Consider the following 16785-nt stretch of genomic DNA (forward strand, 5'->3'; position numbering starts at 1 on the left):
AAAGGCCGAAGCGATGCCCCGGCCTTTCGTCATTGCAGCACCCTGTCGCGGTTACTTGATCAGCGGCAGAAGCTCGTTGATCGAGGCTTTGGCGTCGCCGTAGAACATCCGGGTGTTCTCCTTGTAGAACAGCGGGTTCTCGATGCCGGAATAGCCGGTACCCTGCCCACGCTTGGAGACGAAGACCTGCTTGGCCTTCCACACTTCCAGCACCGGCATGCCGGCGATCGGGGAGTTCGGGTCTTCCTCGGCCGCCGGATTGACGATGTCGTTGGAGCCGATGACGATCGCGACGTCGGTATTGGGAAAATCGTCGTTGATCTCGTCCATTTCCATGACGATGTCATAGGGCACCTTGGCCTCGGCCAGCAGCACGTTCATGTGGCCCGGCAGGCGTCCGGCCACCGGATGAATGGCGAAGCGGACTTCCTTGCCGGCGGCGCGCAGCTTGCGGGTCAGTTCCGATACCGCCTGCTGGGCCTGGGCAACCGCCATGCCGTAGCCGGGAACGATGATGATCGAATCCGCGTCGTTCAACGCATTGGCGACGCCGTCGGCGTCGATCGCCACCTGTTCGCCCTCGATCTCCATCGCCGGGCCCGTCGTCGTGCCGAAGCCGCCGAGGATGACCGAGATGAAGGAGCGGTTCATCGCCTTGCACATGATGTAGGAGAGGATCGCACCAGACGAGCCGACCAGCGCACCGGTGACGATCAGCAGATCATTGCCGAGCGTGAAGCCGATGGCCGCCGCCGCCCAGCCGGAATAGCTGTTCAGCATCGAGACCACCACCGGCATGTCGGCGCCGCCGATGCCCATGATCAGGTGATAGCCGATGAAGAAGGCGCAGAGCGTCATCAGGATCAGCGTCCAGGCCCCGGCGCCGTTGAAATAGGCGATCAGCAGAACCAGCGAGAGAAGCGCTGCCCCGGCATTCAGCATGTGACCGCCCGGCAGCTTTTTCGCCTTGCCGTCGACCTTGCCCGCAAGCTTGCCGAAGGCGATGACCGAGCCGGTAAAGGTGACGGCCCCGATGAAGACCCCGAGGAAGACCTCGACCTTCATGATCGCCAGTTCGACCGGCGTCTTCTCGGCGAGGATGGCGGCAAAACCGGTCAGCCCGGCGCGGGCAGCCTCATCCATGCCGGCCACCCTGACGGCCTCGATATGGGCGTTATAGCCGATGAAGACGGCGGCGAGGCCGACGAAGGAATGGAGCGCCGCGACAAGCTGCGGCATTTCCGTCATCTGCACGCGGCTTGCCACATAGGTGCCGAGCACGGCGCCGCCGGCGATCATCAGCAGAATTATGAACCAGTGGCCGACGCCGGGTCCGAAGACCGTGGCGATGACGGCAAGCCCCATGCCGACAATGCCGTACCAGACGGCACGCTTGGCACTCTCCTGGCCGGACAACCCGCCGAGCGAGAGGATGAATAGAACGGCCGCGGCAATATAGGCGGCGGATACGATACCGATCGTCATTGTGTTTTCCCCTCCCCGCTCACGACTTCTGGAACATGGCGAGCATGCGCCGTGTCACGAGGAAGCCACCGACGATGTTGATCGTCGCGATCAGCACCGAAAGTGCGGCCAGGATCACCACCAGCCAGTTGCCGGAACCGATCTGCAGCAGTGCCCCCAGAATGACGATGCCGGAAATGGCATTGGTCACGGCCATCAGCGGCGTGTGCAGCGAATGCGAGACGTTCCAGATCACCGAAAAGCCGATGAAACAGGCGAGCACGAAGACGATCAAATGGCCCATGAAGCTTGCCGGCGCGAAGCCGCCGACGATCAGCAGCAGCAAGGTGGCAATCGCGAGCAATGCCACCTGGCTGCGGGTCTGCTGCTTGAAAGCGGCGATGTCCTTCGCCCGCTTCTCCTGCGGCGTCAGTTCCTTCGGTTTCTCCTTCGGCTTCTGCGCCGCGATCGCCTTGATCTTCGGCGGCGGCGGCGGGAAGGTGATCTCCCCGGCATGCGTGACCGTCGCGCCGCGGATGACGTCGTCTTCCATATTGTGGACGATGACGCCGTCCTTGGCCGGCGTCAGGTCGGTCATCATGTGGCGGATATTGGTCGCGTAGAGCGTCGAGGACTGGGTCGCCATCCGGCTCGGGAAGTCGGTATAGCCGACAACGGTGACGCCGTTGTCGGAAACGATCTTCTGGTCCGGCACCGTCAGGTCGCAATTGCCGCCGCGTTCGGCCGCAAGGTCGATGACGACGGAGCCCGGCTTCATCGCTGCCACCATGTCGGCGAGCCAGAGTTTTGGCGCGTCGCGGCCGGGGATCAGCGCCGTGGTGATGACGATGTCGATATCGGGCGCGAGCGCGCGGAATTTCTCCAGCTGCTTCTCGCGGAATTCCGGCGACGAGGGCGCGGCATAGCCGCCGGTGGCAGCCCCGTCCTGCACCTGGTCCTTGAAGTCGAGATAGACGAATTCCGCGCCCATGCTCTCGATCTGCTCGGCCACTTCCGGTCGCACGTCGAAGGCATAGGTGATCGCGCCGAGCGAGGTGGCGGTGCCGATCGCGGCAAGGCCCGCAACGCCGGCACCGATCACCAGCACCCTGGCCGGCGGCACCTTGCCGGCGGCGGTTACCTGGCCGGTGAAGAACCGGCCGAAATTGTTGCCGGCCTCGATCACTGCGCGGTAGCCGGCGATATTGGCCATCGACGACAGCGCGTCCATCTTCTGGGCACGCGAAATGCGCGGCACCATGTCCATGGCGATCACGCTGGCGCCCTTGGCCCTCGCGAGCTCCAGCAGTTCGCCGTTCTGGGCCGGATAGAAGAAGGAGATCAGCGTCTTTTCCGGCGTCAGCCGCCCGGTTTCCGCCGGTGTCGGCGGGCGCACCTTGGCGACCACATCGGCTTCGGCAAACAGGGCTTCGGCGGTATCAACCACCGTCACCCCGGCTGCGCGGTAGGCATCGTCGGTAAAGCCCGATGCCTGGCCGGCACCGGTTTCGATCAGGCATTCAAACCCGAGTTTCTGCAGCTGAAGGGCGCTGTCGGGCGTCATGGCCACCCGGCGCTCTCCGTCGAAGATCTCTCTCGGCGATCCGATTTTCAACGTCCGTCTCCTCATAATCCGTCACGACCGCATGCGCCAAACTTTCCCCCGGCAGCATGCGGATGACCCAAACGCTAAGCTGTTTTAACGCTTTGGCAAGGACTTAGAAGGTCGGTATCGGCAAAGCCGGTACGATCAGGAGTTTCGGGCAAGAAAAATGGAGGCCGTGGCAATCTTCGGAGCCGGATCAGGCGACAAATCGCGACGTGATCAGATAGCCGGCGGTCGCCGCAACGCCGGTGAGGAAGGTACCCCAGATCAGATCCGCGATCACGATCGTCACCGACCATCCCTTGAGTGTCGACAGATTGGTCATGTCGTAGGTGCCATAGGCGAGAAAACCGAGCACGGCGCCGGCAAGCAGCGCGCTCGACCAGCTGCCGTTCTGCAGGTTGGGCACGACGGCCAGGTAGACGATGCCGGCGATATAGAAGACGTAGAACAGTCCGGCAGCCACGAAGTTCGGCTGGTCCAGCAGCAGATCGCCGATATGGCTGCGGTAAAAGCCGATCGACTTGCTGAGCCAGATGAAGTCCAGGCCGAAGAAGACGATGGCCGTCGCGATATAGGCGATCACATAGGTCATGACAGGCGTGCTCCGAGTCAGATGCCGAGGAAGGGCTGGACGAGGCGCACCACCCAGCTGCGGAATTTCAGGGGCGCATCGGTGATCGCAAGGCAGACACACTCGCCGTCCATGTCGACGATCGGCTGATGCTCGACATCCTCGTCGGCCTCGGAGATATCACCCGTGCGATACTGGCGGGCGCCGTCGTGATAGCTGCCCTTCAGCACCAGAGTGAGTTCGCGGCCGTTATGGGTATGCTCGGGCACCGCCTTGCCGGGACCGATGCGCAGCAGACGAGCGCTTGCCGAGCGGTCTTCGGTCGGGATCGGCAGATGGTAGGCGCCGCCGCCGAGCGATTTCCACTTCAGGCCGTCGAGATCGCCGCCGAGATAGGACCTAAGCGGTTCCGGCAGGCGTGCCCCATCAGTCGCCGTATCGACTTCGAGGTCAGCGGAGGCTGCCGGCTCGGGCGTCACACGCGGGGCGTCGGCCAAACGGCGTTTCATCTCTTCCCAGGACTGGTCGCTGGAGGTATCCGCACATTCGATCGTCGCCATCAGCGCGCCACCGGCATCTTCCATCCCCCGCAACCGCTTGCGGCAGGCCGGGCAGAGGGCCAGATGCGAGGCAACCGCGATGCTCCAGGCCTCGGACAGCGATCCGCCGGCATATTCCAGAATGGTCTCGTCGCTCAGGTGATGCTGGATAATCATTCCGCATCCTCCAGCGCCTTGCGCAGCTTTCCGAAAGCCATCCGAATGCGCGACTTGATGGTACCGACGGGCAGGCCGAGCTTGGCCGCCAGCTTGCGATGGGAGATATCGTCGAAAAAGGCGTATTTCAGCACTTCCAGCTGCTCCGGCGGAAGGTCCTTCATCGCAAGCCGCAGACGCTCGGCGTCGTCGGTCCTCTCCAGCTGTTCGCCGGGTTCCAGCGGCTCGTCGGGAACAAAGGCCGGGTCTGTCGGGTCGAAAACCGGGCGCTTCATCTTGCGAAAGGCCGATGTTCTGAGATTGCGCGCGACGGTAAAGACCCAGGCATCCACCGTTCCCCTTTCGGGGTAAAAGAGATCCGCCTTGTTCCACACCGTCATCATGGTTTCCTGCATCAATTCCTCGGCCAGCGAGATGTCGCGCGTTTGCCTCAGCATGAACGCACGCACTCTCGGGCCGTAATGGCGAAACAGGGCTTCGAAGGCTTCCACGTCCCGCGCGGAAGCAACCGAGGCCATCAGTCTCGTCATATCCTGTTGGGCCTGCTCCCCCACCACTCCACTGTCCGATCTCTTGGGTACGCCAATATTGCGGCGCGCCCTCGCATAGAGGCGAATGGGGCGCTGCAGCACATTGTTGCACGTCGGCGCCGTGATGGGAAAGGTCGCTGTCATGCTCTCAGTTACGGTGGGGGGAATAAAACGGATCAGTGCACAAATTATTTTTTATCGGAAAACCATTCTGCCGCTCTGTGCGTAATCACTACAAAACAAACAGCACGGAACAGCCACCAGATGAATCTCATGTCCATCCATCCTCCCCGCCCCGTCCGGCGGATCGCCGTGATCGGATCCGGCATATCGGGCCTGTCGGCGGCCTGGCTGTTGTCCAAGTCGGCGAATGTCGTTCTGTTCGAAAAGGATGGACGCATCGGCGGCCACTCCAACACGGTCGACATTCCCGGCCCCAAAGGTCCGGTGCCGGTCGATACCGGCTTCATCGTTTATAATGCGCTCAACTACCCGAACCTGGTGGCCCTGTTCGACCACCTGAACGTGCCGACCGAAGCCTCCGACATGAGCTTTGCCGCCTCGATCGACGACGGCGCCTTCGAATATTCCGGATCGAACCTTGCCGGCCTGTTCGGCCAGCGCCGCAACACGTTCAGCCCGCGCTTCTGGCGAATGCTGTCGGGCATCATGCGCTTCTACAAGGAGGCCCCGGCGCTTGCTGCCCGTACCGATATCGACCATGTGACGCTCGGCGAGTATGTCGATGCCAATGGTTATGGTGAAAGCTTCATCGAGGACCATCTGCTGCCGATGGGCGCCGCAATATGGTCGACCACGGCTTCCGAGATGCGCGCCTATCCGCTGATCGCCTTTGTCCGCTTTTTCGTCAACCACGGTCTCGTCCAGCTGAAGGAGCGTCCGCAATGGCGCACCGTCAGTGGCGGAAGCCGGGAATATGTCTCGCGTCTCCTGGCCGATTTCAACGGTGAGGTGCGCACCCACACGCCGGTCACCGCCATCCGTCGCTTCGAATACGGAGTGATGATCGACAGCGGCAACGGTGAGCCGGAGCGCTTCGACGATGTGGTGATCGCCGCCCATGCCGACCAGGCGCTTGCCATGCTCGACGATGCCGATGAGCTGGAGCAGGATCTGCTCGGCGCTTTCGACTATACGCCGAACCGTGCCGTGCTGCATACCGACCTGACGCTGATGCCGAAACGCAAGCGGGTCTGGTCGAGCTGGAACTATATCGGCAGTCGGGAGAATGCCGACCAACCGCTCTGCGTCACCTACTGGATGAACAAGCTGCAGAACCTGGACGACGTACCGCCGGTGTTCGTCACGCTCAATCCGCTGCGCGAAATCGCCGCGGACAAGGTGATCGCGAGCTTCGACTACACCCATCCGCTGTTCGACCCGAAGGCACTCGCAGCCCAGCGCGGCCTCTGGCAGTTGCAGGGGCGCAAGCGTACCTGGTTCTGCGGCGCCTATTTCGGCAGCGGATTCCACGAGGACGGGCTGCAATCCGGCCTGGCGGTTGCCGACGCCCTGGGCGGCCTGAAGCGTCCCTGGACGGTGGACAACGAATCCGGCCGGATCCATGCGACACCGCTGGTGGTGGCTGCCGAATGAGCTTTCAGTCGGCGCTTTTCCCGGGCGAGGTGGTGCATGCGCGCAAGCGTCCGCGCACCCATTCGCTGCGCTACCAGGTCGCCTCGTTCTTGCTGGACCTCGACGAACTGCCGGAGCTCGACGCCAAACTCAGACTGTTCGGGGTCAACCGCTTTTCCGCGTTCTCGTTTCACGAGGCCGATCATGGCGATTTGCAGCGCGGCGACCTGAAAGCCTGGGCGCTGCGGCATCTGACCAGTGCCGGCATCCAGACCGACGGCATTCGCATCCGGCTTCTCTGCTATCCCCGGATCCTCGGCTATGCCTTCAATCCGCTTTCCGTCTATTTCTGCGAGCGCCCGGACGGTGAGATGGCTGCCGTGCTTTACGAGGTGTGCAACACCTTCAAGGAGCGGCACACATACGTCATCCCGGTCACGGCAGGCAAGGCGCGGACGATCCGCCATCGTTGCAGCAAGGCGATGTATGTCTCGCCCTTCGTGCCGATGGATTGCGAATACCGCTTTCGCATCGTGACCCCCGAAGACGATGTGCTGATCGCCATCGACGAGCACGATGCGGACGGCTCGCTGCTGTATGCGAGCTTTGCCGGAAAGCGCGTCGAACTGACCGATGCGGCGTTGGCAAAGACCCTACTCCAATATCCGCTGATGACCGTCAAGGTCGTCGTCGCCATTCACTACGAGGCCCTGAAACTCTGGTGGAAGGGGCTCGCCATCTATCGTCACAAGAAGGCAAAGGTTCCGGTTGCGAGTTCGCTCGTCAGCCGGGACGCGACGCCCGGGGAATAGAATGTCATGACCCATGCAGACCCTCAGACCATGCCGATCGTGATCCCGAGCAAGGGCCTCTGGCATTTCCTCCTGCGCCGCTGGTCTAGCAAGATCTGCCGCGGCCGCCTGCGGCTGGTCTATCCGGACGGCCAGGAAGAGATGATCGAGGGCGGCGCACCCGGCCCGGAAGCCGTGTTGCAGCTCAACAACTTCAGGCCGATCTGGCGCCTGGCCTTCAGCGGTTCGCTCGGATTTTCCAAATCCTATATCGAGGGCGACTGGGATAGCCCGGATATCGCGACCTTCCTCGAATTCGCGCTGGCGAACGAGGAGAAGCTGGACAAGGTCATCGAGCCGCCGTTCCGGCCGCTGAAGGGGCTGGCCAAGCTGCGCCACCGGCTGCACCGCAATTCGCGCGCGGGCAGCAAGCGCAACATCGCCTACCATTACGACCTCGGCAATGCCTTCTACGGCGAGTGGCTTGACGAGACGATGACCTATTCGTCTGCCCTCTACACGGCGCCCGGTCAGGACATGGCCGACGCCCAGAACGCGAAATACGACCGCATCATTCGCGAGCTCGGGATCGGCGCCAACGACACGGTGCTGGAGATCGGCTGCGGCTGGGGCGGGTTTGCCGAGCGGGCGGCCGCGACCACCGGCTGCCGCGTCACCTGCCTGACGCTGTCGAGGGAACAGGCCGCCTTCGCGCGCGAACGGATGGAAAAGGCAGGCCTTTCCGACAAGGTCGAGATCCGGCTCGAGGACTACCGCGATTGTCAGGGGCTCTATTCGAAGATCGTTTCGATCGAGATGTTCGAGGCAGTCGGCGAGGAACATTGGCCGATCTACTTCAACCGGGTTCGGGAACTCCTGGAAATCGACGGCCAGGCGATGATCCAGGTGATCACCATCGACGAGGCGCAATTCGACGCCTATCGCCGCGACGCCGACTTCATCCAGACCTATATCTTTCCAGGCGGCATGCTGCCTTCCGTGACCGTCTTCGAGAAACAGGCTCGCGCCGGAGGGCTGGAAGTGGAAGACGGCTTCCGCTTCGGTCGCGACTATGAGCGCACGCTGCTCGAATGGGACGAGACGTTCACCGGTCGCTGGAGCGCGATCGAGCCACTGGGATTCGACCAGCGTTTCTACCGGATGTGGCGCTATTACCTGCATTACTGCGCCGCGGGCTTTCGGACCGGGCGGCTGGACGTGGTGCAGTTCAGGCTGTCGAAGGGCTAATTCGGCTCCGGCCGCGTGACGACGAAGGCGGCGCAGGAGATCAGGATGGCGGCGACCAGCAACCGCACCCAGAGAATATGGGCACCGACGAACCAGAGCGCGGCGTAGCTGAACGCCATCATGGTGACGGCCAGGATCTTCGCCCGTCTGCCGATCGCGCCATTGCGGCGCCAGTCATTGAGCGGCTTGCCGAACAGCGGATGGCTGATCAGCCACCGTTCGAAGCGGGGCGAGGAGCGCGAGAACAGAGCGGCCGCAAGCAGGATGAACGGGGTCGTCGGCAGCATCGGCAGGATGATGCCGATCACGCCGAGCAGGACGCACAGCCAGCCAAGTCCCATCAAGATGAAGCGCATGCGCCATAGCCCTTTGCAATCACGGACAACCGCGGAGCGATCTGCTTCAGTATCGCAATCGATTTCTTGATACTCAATATCATATTTTTTGCAGCGCACAGCATTGCCCGTGGCGAAGTTGCGCGCATGCCGACAGCGACAGTTGCATATCGCCTGTGCCGTCAGCGGCCAAGATCGTACCAAAGGCCTTCGTCTTTGGCGCCTAAGGCGTCGTAGACGCGCCGTTGGCCGCCATCATGCCGTTAGAGACGCAGCTGCAGCATCGCATCGGCATCACACCCATCACAAACTGATCGTAGACACACCCAGTCCGCGACCGCGCCTCCACCTATCCCAGCTTCACGCCGAGGCACGCCTTCACGCATTGCGCCCATCCGTCGAGCCGGCTTGCGCGCGCCTCAGCCTGCATGTCGGGCTCGAAGCGATGCTCGCGCTGCCAGGTCCTGGCAAATGCGTCCCGATCCGGCCAGAGCCCGGCTCTCGAGCCTGCAAGCCAGGCGGCACCGAAGACGGTGGTTTCCAGCATGGCGGGACGGTCGACCGGCGCGTCGAGGATGTCGGCAAGGCGCTGCATGGTCCAGTTCGATGCGACCATGCCGCCATCGACCCTGAGCACGGTCTCCGCCTTGCTGCCCTGCCAGTCCTTCTTCATTGCTTCCAGCAGGTCATAGGTCTGGTAGACGACGCTTTCGAGTGCCGCACGGGCGAACTCCGCCGGACCGGTGCTGCGGGTCATGCCGAACATGGCGCCGCGGGCATCGGCATCCCAGTGCGGCGCACCGAGACCGGTAAAGGCCGGCACCAGATAGACCGCCTGGTTCGGATCGGCCTTCGCCGCAAGCTCGCCCGCCTCCTTTGCGGCCGAGATGAAACCGAGCTCGTCGCGCAGCCATTGCACGGCGGCACCGGCGATGAAGATCGAACCCTCCAGCGCATAGGTCGTCTTGCCATCCAGCCGGTAGCCGATCGTGGTCAAGAGCCGGTTCTTCGAGGCGACGCGGTCCTCGCCGGTGTTCAACAGGGCAAAGCAGCCGGTGCCATAGGTCGACTTGAACATGCCGGGTTCGAAACAGGCATTGCCGATGAGGGCCGCATGCTGGTCGCCGGCCACTCCGAGGATCGGGATGTCGGCGCCCAGATGCGTCTTGTCGGCGATGCCGAAATCGGCCGCGCAATCCTTGACCTCCGGCAGCATGGCCGCCGGGATCTTCAGGATGTCGAGCAGTTCGTTGTCCCAGCGATTGTCGCCGATATTGTAGATCAGCGTGCGCGCGGCATTGGTGGCGTCGGTGACATGCGCCTTGCCGCCGGTCAGCTTGTAGATGAGCCAGCTGTCGATCGTGCCGAAACAGGCCTGGCCGGCCTCGGCCTTGGCGCGCAGGCCATCGACCGTGTCGAGTAGCCAGGCAAGCTTCGTGCCGGAAAAATAGGGATCGAGCAGAAGCCCTGTCCTGTCGGTGAAAAGCTGTTCCAGGCCCTGCCCCTTGAGGTCCTCGCAGACGCGGGCGGTGCGGCGATCCTGCCAGACGATCGCCGGATGCAGCGGCTTTCCCGTGTCACGGTCCCAGACGACCGTGGTTTCGCGCTGGTTGGTTATGCCGATCGCGGCAATCTCGGATGCGTCAATCCCGGCCTTGTCGATCGCCTGGCGCGCCGTCTTCAGAACGCTCTCCCAGATCTCGTCGGCATCGTGCTCGACCCAGCCGGAATTCGGATAGAACTGGCGGAACTCCTGCTGCACCACCGAAACCACCGTCATGGCCGCGTCGAAGAGCATCGACCGCGTCGATGTCGTGCCCTGGTCGATGGCAAGGATATAGCCGCTCATGGTCTCAAGTCTCCGTTCTGGCAGTCAACACAGAACCGGGGCGCATGGCGCCCCGGTTCCTTTTTCTATCGGCAGATGATCACTTCTGCCAGCTCTTGACCAGTTCGTCATAGTTGACGGTAACAGGCTTTTCCTTCTCGTTCTCGATCTTCAGCTGCGGTGCAAGGTTGCCCTTGGCGACCGCATCCTTGTTCCAGTATTCGAGATCATGCTCCTCCGCGAGCTTCGGTCCGATATCGCCCTGGACACCCGCCCGTTCCAGACGCGCAAGCACCTTTTCCTGCTCGGCGCAGAGCGAATCCATCGCGGCCTGTGCCGTCTTGGCACCCGATGCGGCATCGCCGACCGCCTGCCACCAGAGCTGCGCCAGCTTCGGATAGTCCGGCACGTTGGTGCCGGTCGGCGACCACTGGACGCGGGCCGGCGAGCGGTAGAACTCGATCAGGCCGCCGAGCTTCGGCGCACGGTCCGTGAAGCTCTGGTGCTGGATGGTCGATTCGCGGATCAGCGTCAGGCCGACATGGCTCTTTTTCACGTCCACCGTCTTGGAGGTGACGAACTGGGCGTAGAGCCAGGCTGCCTTGGCGCGGTCGTCCGGGGTCGACTTCATCAGCGTCCAGGAACCCACGTCCTGATAGCCGAGCTTCATGCCGTCCTTCCAGTAGACGCCGTGGGGGCTGGGGGCGAAGCGCCATTTCGGCGTGCCGTCCTCGTTGACGACCGGCAGGCCTTCCTTGACCATATCGGCGGTGAATGCCGTATACATGAAGATCTGCTGGGCGATCTCGCCCTGGCCTGGAACCGGACCTGATTCCGAGAAGGTCATGCCGGCAGCCGATGCCGGGGCATAGGCCTTCAGCCAGTCGAGATATTTCTGGATCGAGTAGACGGCGGCCGGGCCATTGGTGTCTCCACCGCGCGCGACGCAGGAGCCGACGGGACGCGAATTCTCGTCGACCTTGATACCCCATTCATCGACCGGCAGACCGTTCGGAAGGCCCTTGTCTCCATTGCCGGCCATCGACAGCCAGGCATCGGTGAACCGCCAGCCGAGCGACGGGTCCTTCTTGCCGTAGTCCATGTGACCATAGACCTTCTTGCCGTCGATCTCGCGGCCGGTGAAGAATTCGGCGATGTCCTCATAGGCAGACCAGTTGACCGGAACGCCGAGATCGTAACCATACTTCGCCTTGAAGTCGGCCTTGTTCTTCTCGTCGTTGAACCAGTCATAGCGGAACCAGTAGAGGTTGGCGAACTGCTGGTCGGGCAGCTGGTAAAGCTTGCCGTCCGGCGCCGTGGTGAACTTCGTCCCGATGAAATCGTCGATGTCGAGCATCGGGTCGGTGACGTCCTTGCCCTCGTTCGCCATCCAGTCGGTCAGGTTGCGGGCCTGCTGGTAGCGCCAATGGGTGCCGATCAGGTCCGAGTCGTTGACGTAAGCGTCATAGATATTCTCGCCCGACTGCATCTGGGTCTGCAGCTTCTCGACCACATCGCCTTCGCCGATCAGGTCGTGGGTAATCTTGATGCCGGTGATCGCGGTAAAGGCGGGCGCCAGCACCTTGGATTCATATTCATGGGTGGTCAGCGTTTCCGACACCACCTTGATATCCATGCCGGCAAAGGGTTTCGCCGCATCGATATACCACTGCATTTCCTTTTCCTGGTCGGCGCGCGACAGCGTCGACAGATCCCCGATCTCCTTGTCGAGGAATCCCTTTGCCTCTTCCATTCCGGCGAATGCCGTACCTGTCATCACCAGCAGCATGACTGCCGTTGTCGTCATCAATTGCCGTCGCATCATTAGTCCTCCCGATTGCGAGCGCAGTTTCGACTTTTCAAGTGGCGGCCCTCCTCTTTCGGCCGCCTGGCTAATCCCTCAAACGAAGCGGAAGACGCCGACGGCGTAGACCACCGAAAGGGCAAGAGCCCACCACAGGCTCGGTCCTCCAAGACCGAGCCATGCGAGATGAATGAATGCGGCGCCGAGCAGCGACACGAACAGCCGGTCGCCGCGCGTCGTCTCGAAGCGCAGGATGCCGACCCGCGGATTGCCGCCGGGCGAAAAATATTCCCACACGCCCATGGAGGCGATCAGGCAGAAGATGACGACGAAGAAGATCGCCGTCGGCCAGGTCCATGCCATCCAGGAAAGGTCCATCTCCTGCCTCCTCAAACGCGGCCCAGGGCAAAGCCCTTGGCGATGTAGTTGCGGACGAAATAGATCACCAGCGCGCCGGGAATGATGGTCAGCACGCCGGCGGCGGCCAAGACGCCCCAGTCCATGCCCGACGCCGACACGGTGCGGGTCATGGTGGCGGCGATCGGCTTGGCATCCGTGGTGGTGAGCGTGCGGGCAATCAGCAGTTCCACCCAGGAGAACATGAAGCAGAAGAAGGCCGCGACCCCGATCCCCGATGCAATCAACGGCATGAAGATCTTCACGAAGAAGCGCGGGAACGAATAACCGTCGATATAGGCGGTTTCATCGATTTCCTTCGGCACGCCCGACATGAAGCCCTCGAGAATCCAGACCGCCAGCGGCACGTTGAACAGGCAGTGCGCCAGCGCCACCGCGATATGGGTGTCGATCAGCCCGAAGGCCGAATAGAGCTGGAAGAACGGCAGCGCGAAGACGGCCGGCGGCGCCATGCGGTTGGTGAGCAACCAGAAAAACAGGTGCTTGTCGCCGAGGAACCGGTAGCGCGAGAAGGCGTAAGCCGCCGGCAGAGCGGCTGCCACCGAAATCACCATGTTCATGACGACATAGGTGATCGAGTTGATATAGCCGTTATACCAGGCCGGGTCGGTGAAGATGACCCGGTAATTGTGCAGGGTCGGATGCTGCGGCCAGAGCGAAAACTCGCCGAGGATTTCCGAGGTCTCCTTGAAGCTCATATTGACCAGCCAGTAGATCGGCAGCAGCAGGAAGACGATATAGACGACGGGAACGAGGTAACCGTGACGGCTGCGGGTATCGATACTCATGACCGTCTCCTTTACGCCTTCGGCTCGTCGCCCTGGGTCATCACGGTATAGAAGACCCAGGAGAGAAGCAGGATGATCAGGAAATAGATCAGCGACATGGCAGCGGCCGGCCCGAGGTCGAACTGGCCGACGGCCATCTTGACCAGATCGATCGACAGGAAGGTCGTCGAGTTGCCCGGCCCGCCGCCGGTGACGACGAAGGGTTCGGTGTAGATCATGAAGCTATCCATGAAGCGTAGCAGCACGGCGATCAGCAGAACCCGCTTCATCTTCGGCAGCTGGATGTAGCGGAAGACGGACCAGCGCGAGGCGCCGTCGATCTTGGCCGCCTGATAATAGGCGTCCGGGATCGACACCAGGCCGGCATAGCAGAGCAATACGACGAGGCTGGTCCAGTGCCAGACGTCCATGACGATGACGGTAACCCAGGCGGCGATCGGCTCCTGGGTATAATTGTAGTCGATGCCGATCGCCTTCAGCGCATGGCCGAGCAGACCGATATCGACGCGGCCGAAAACCTGCCAGATCGTGCCGACGACGTTCCATGGGATCAGCAGCGGCAGCGCCATCAGGACGAGGCAGACGGGCACCCCGAGACCGGTCTTCGGCATGTTGAGCGCGATGAAGATGCCGAGCGGGATCTCGATCGCCAGGATGACACCCGAAAAGATCAGGTTGCGCACCAGCGCATCCCAGAAGCGCTGCGATGACAACATCTGGCTGAACCAGTCGGTGCCTGCCCAGAAGAACTGGTTGTTGCCGAAGGTATCCTGCACCGAGTAGTTCACCACCGTCATCAGCGGAATGACGGCCGAAAACGCTACCAGCAGCAGCACCGGCAGGACCATGAACCAGGCCTTGTTGTTCCAGGTCTTGTTCATGCGCTTGCCTCCGTCTCGACCCGCCAGCTGTCGGCGAAGATGCCGATCGCCTGGCTGTCGAAGGTGACCCTAGCATCCGCCGGGATCGGCTCGTCCTCGGCCAGCACGATGGCGATCGGCTGGCCGGCGAAATCGGCGCGGACGATCTTCTGCCGACCGATATCCTCGACCTTGCTGATCGTCACCGGCATGCCCTCGGTGCCGAGCCGGACGAATTCCGGGCGGATGCCGAGTTCCAGCTTGCTCGACGTGCCGATCTTCGGCGCGCCCGACAGGACGATCTGCTCACCGCCGACATGGGCAGTCTGCCCCTCGACCGTCACCGGCAGAAGGTTCATGCCGGGGGAGCCGATGAAATAGCCGACGAATGTGTGGCTCGGCCGCTCGAACAGATCGGCCGGCGTGCCGATCTGGACGATCTGGCCGTCATGCATGACCACCACCTTGTCGGCAAAGGTCAGCGCCTCGGTCTGGTCATGGGTGACATAGACCATGGTAAAGCCCGACTGGCGATGCAGGCGTTTCAGCTGAGAGCGCAGCACCCATTTCATATAGGGGTCGATCACGGTCAGCGGTTCGTCGAACAGGATGGCGTTGACGTCGGAGCGCACAAGACCGCGGCCGAGCGAGATCTTCTGCTTCAGGTCGGCCGTCAGCCCTTCGGCCCGCCGCTTCGCCATCGGCGCGAGATCGATCATCTGAAGAATCTCGTCGACCCGCGCCTTCACCTCTGCCTCCGGCACGTGGCGATTGCGCAAGGGGAAAGCGAGATTGTCGAAAACGCTCATGGTGTCGTAAACGACCGGGAACTGGAACACCTGCGCGATGTTGCGCTGCTCGGTCGGCAGGTCGGTGACGTCGCGCCCGTCGAACAGGATACGGCCGTCGGACGGGGTGAGCAGCCCGGAAATGATGTTGAGCAGCGTGGTCTTGCCGCAGCCGGACGGTCCGAGCAGCGCATAGGCGCCGCCGTCCTCCCAGTCGTGATGCACTTCCTTCAAAGCATAGTCGCCGGCAGCCTTGGCCGCGTCGCTGTAGGCATGACGGATATGGTCCAGTCCGATACGCGCCATGAGCCTACTCCGCTTCGTGGCCGGCACCCGCAAGCGAGCGTCCGGTTCTGGTGTCGAAAGCCATCAGATGGCGGGTGTCGAGATGCACCTCGATCTGCTGCTCGGGCTCGATGTCGTGAATGCCGTGCGCCAACAGCACCCAGCGCCGGGCGGCGAAATCCAGATGCACGAAGCTTTCCGAACCGGCAATCTCCGAAATCAGCGTGCGGGCTTCGAGCGGCGTGGTCGACGCCGTCGGCTGCAGATGAATGTGATGCGGCTGGAAGGCGATGGTGACGGGGCCCTCGGGAATGCCCAACAGATAGGTGGGCAAGCCCATCACCGGCGCGTCATTCAGCAAAAGCCGGTCGCCCGCACGGACGAGATCGATGGTGTTGAGCGGCGGATCGGCGAAGGTCTTGGCACTCGTGATGTCCACCGGGTTGCGATAGACCTCGATCGTCTCGCCCGATTGCGTCACCCGCCCCTCGCTAAGCGTCGCGGTATTGCCGCCGAGCAGCAGCGCTTCGGATGGCTCGGTGGTGGCATAAACGAAGATCGCACCGGACTCGGCGAAGATCTTCGGCAGCTCCTCGCGCAGTTCCTCGCGCAGCTTGTAGTCGAGATTGGCGAGCGGCTCGTCGAGCAGCACGAGGCCGGCATTCTTGACGATCGCCCGGGCCAGCGCCGTGCGCTGCTGCTGACCACCCGACAGGTTGAGCGGCGTGCGGTCTAGATAGGGCGTCAGCCGCAGGATTTCGGCGGCGCGCCGCACTTCGCGGTCAATGGTTTCGCGGTCACGACCGGCAATCCGCATCGGCGAGGCGATGTTCTCGTAAACGGTCAGCGCCGGATAATTGATGAATTGCTGGTAGACCATCGCGACATTGCGCTTCTGCACGGGCATGCCCGTGACATCGGCGCCGTCGACATGGACGGTCCCCTCGCTCGGCTCGTCAAGCCCGGCCATCAACCGCATCAGCGTGGTCTTGCCGGACAGCGTCGGCCCCAGAAGCACATTCATCGTGCCGCGATGAAGCGTCAGGCTTGTCGGATGGATATGTGTCTGCGTGCCGACAATCTTCGACACATTGCGCAGTTCGAGCATTGTTCCGTCAGGCCTCCCAACCTTCGGATCTCGTCCGTGCAGAGCCC

At 62.5% G+C, this 16785-nt stretch carries 16 protein-coding genes; 3 read left to right on the top strand and 13 right to left on the bottom strand.

Annotated features, from left to right (window positions below; translation table 11 throughout):
• Positions 1-51: 51 nt before the first annotated feature.
• From J2Z17_RS02465 to J2Z17_RS02485, 5 genes are all read right to left on the bottom strand, one after another.
• Positions 52-1485 (bottom strand): NAD(P)(+) transhydrogenase (Re/Si-specific) subunit beta, encoded by a 1434-nt coding sequence (locus J2Z17_RS02465; protein ID WP_209941884.1) that lies wholly within the window; start codon positions 1483-1485, stop codon positions 52-54.
• A 19-nt stretch (positions 1486-1504) separates the two neighbouring features.
• Positions 1505-3079: a Re/Si-specific NAD(P)(+) transhydrogenase subunit alpha gene (locus J2Z17_RS02470; protein ID WP_209941886.1), complete on the bottom strand. Its 1575-nt coding sequence runs from the start codon at positions 3077-3079 to the stop codon at positions 1505-1507.
• 187 nt (positions 3080-3266) lie between these two features.
• The gene (locus J2Z17_RS02475; protein WP_209941888.1) at positions 3267-3665 is read right to left on the bottom strand and encodes a DUF2177 family protein; all 399 of its coding nucleotides are present in this window, start codon (positions 3663-3665) and stop codon (positions 3267-3269) included.
• A 17-nt stretch (positions 3666-3682) separates the two neighbouring features.
• A complete protein-coding gene (locus J2Z17_RS02480; protein WP_209941890.1) occupies positions 3683-4360 on the bottom strand; it encodes a ChrR family anti-sigma-E factor in 678 nt (225 codons plus the stop codon).
• Positions 4357-4890 carry an RNA polymerase sigma factor gene (locus J2Z17_RS02485; protein ID WP_245223809.1) on the bottom strand — a complete coding sequence of 178 codons (534 nt, stop codon included), beginning with the start codon at positions 4888-4890 and terminating at the stop codon, positions 4357-4359. The genes J2Z17_RS02480 and J2Z17_RS02485 overlap by 4 nt, the downstream gene beginning before the upstream one ends.
• A gap of 264 nt (positions 4891-5154) precedes the next feature.
• On the opposite strand from J2Z17_RS02485, the gene J2Z17_RS02490 reads away from it, so the two are divergent.
• Genes J2Z17_RS02490 through J2Z17_RS02500 form a run of 3 tightly spaced genes read left to right on the top strand, consistent with a single transcriptional unit; the run spans position 5155 to position 8525 of the window.
• Positions 5155-6507, top strand: a complete 1353-nt coding sequence (locus tag J2Z17_RS02490) for an NAD(P)/FAD-dependent oxidoreductase (protein WP_245223810.1) — start codon at positions 5155-5157, stop codon at positions 6505-6507.
• Positions 6504-7298 (top strand): DUF1365 domain-containing protein, encoded by a 795-nt coding sequence (locus J2Z17_RS02495; protein ID WP_209941893.1) that lies wholly within the window; start codon positions 6504-6506, stop codon positions 7296-7298. The genes J2Z17_RS02490 and J2Z17_RS02495 overlap by 4 nt, the downstream gene beginning before the upstream one ends.
• 6 nt (positions 7299-7304) lie before the next feature.
• A complete protein-coding gene (locus J2Z17_RS02500; protein ID WP_209941894.1) occupies positions 7305-8525 on the top strand; it encodes an SAM-dependent methyltransferase in 1221 nt (406 codons plus the stop codon).
• Here J2Z17_RS02500 and J2Z17_RS02505 read toward each other — a convergent pair.
• The 8 genes from J2Z17_RS02505 to J2Z17_RS02540 all read right to left on the bottom strand — a co-directional run bounded on the left by J2Z17_RS02505 (position 8522) and on the right by J2Z17_RS02540 (position 16738).
• On the bottom strand, positions 8522-8881 hold the full coding sequence (locus J2Z17_RS02505; protein WP_209941895.1) for a YbaN family protein: 360 nt from the start codon (positions 8879-8881) through the stop codon (positions 8522-8524). The genes J2Z17_RS02500 and J2Z17_RS02505 overlap by 4 nt on opposite strands.
• 328 nt (positions 8882-9209) lie before the next feature.
• Positions 9210-10709: a glycerol kinase GlpK gene (glpK, locus tag J2Z17_RS02510; RefSeq protein ID WP_209941896.1), complete on the bottom strand. Its 1500-nt coding sequence runs from the start codon at positions 10707-10709 to the stop codon at positions 9210-9212.
• A gap of 79 nt (positions 10710-10788) precedes the next feature.
• On the bottom strand, positions 10789-12510 hold the full coding sequence (locus tag J2Z17_RS02515) for an ABC transporter substrate-binding protein (protein WP_209942213.1): 1722 nt from the start codon (positions 12508-12510) through the stop codon (positions 10789-10791).
• A gap of 78 nt (positions 12511-12588) precedes the next feature.
• Positions 12589-12870 (bottom strand): DUF2160 domain-containing protein, encoded by a 282-nt coding sequence (locus J2Z17_RS02520; protein WP_209941897.1) that lies wholly within the window; start codon positions 12868-12870, stop codon positions 12589-12591.
• Between the two features lie 11 nt (positions 12871-12881).
• Positions 12882-13697, bottom strand: a complete 816-nt coding sequence (locus J2Z17_RS02525; RefSeq protein WP_209941898.1) for a carbohydrate ABC transporter permease — start codon at positions 13695-13697, stop codon at positions 12882-12884.
• A gap of 11 nt (positions 13698-13708) precedes the next feature.
• Positions 13709-14578 (bottom strand): carbohydrate ABC transporter permease, encoded by an 870-nt coding sequence (locus J2Z17_RS02530; protein ID WP_209941900.1) that lies wholly within the window; start codon positions 14576-14578, stop codon positions 13709-13711.
• Positions 14575-15651, bottom strand: coding sequence for an ABC transporter ATP-binding protein (locus tag J2Z17_RS02535; protein WP_209941902.1), 1077 nt, complete (start codon positions 15649-15651; stop codon positions 14575-14577). The genes J2Z17_RS02530 and J2Z17_RS02535 overlap by 4 nt, the downstream gene beginning before the upstream one ends.
• A 4-nt stretch (positions 15652-15655) precedes the next feature.
• Positions 15656-16738 (bottom strand): ABC transporter ATP-binding protein, encoded by a 1083-nt coding sequence (locus tag J2Z17_RS02540; protein ID WP_209941903.1) that lies wholly within the window; start codon positions 16736-16738, stop codon positions 15656-15658.
• Positions 16739-16785 lie beyond the last annotated feature (47 nt).

This window comes from Heterorhizobium halophytocola, assembly GCF_017873095.1.
Taxonomy (GTDB): Bacteria; Pseudomonadota; Alphaproteobacteria; order Rhizobiales; family Rhizobiaceae; genus Allorhizobium; species Allorhizobium halophytocola.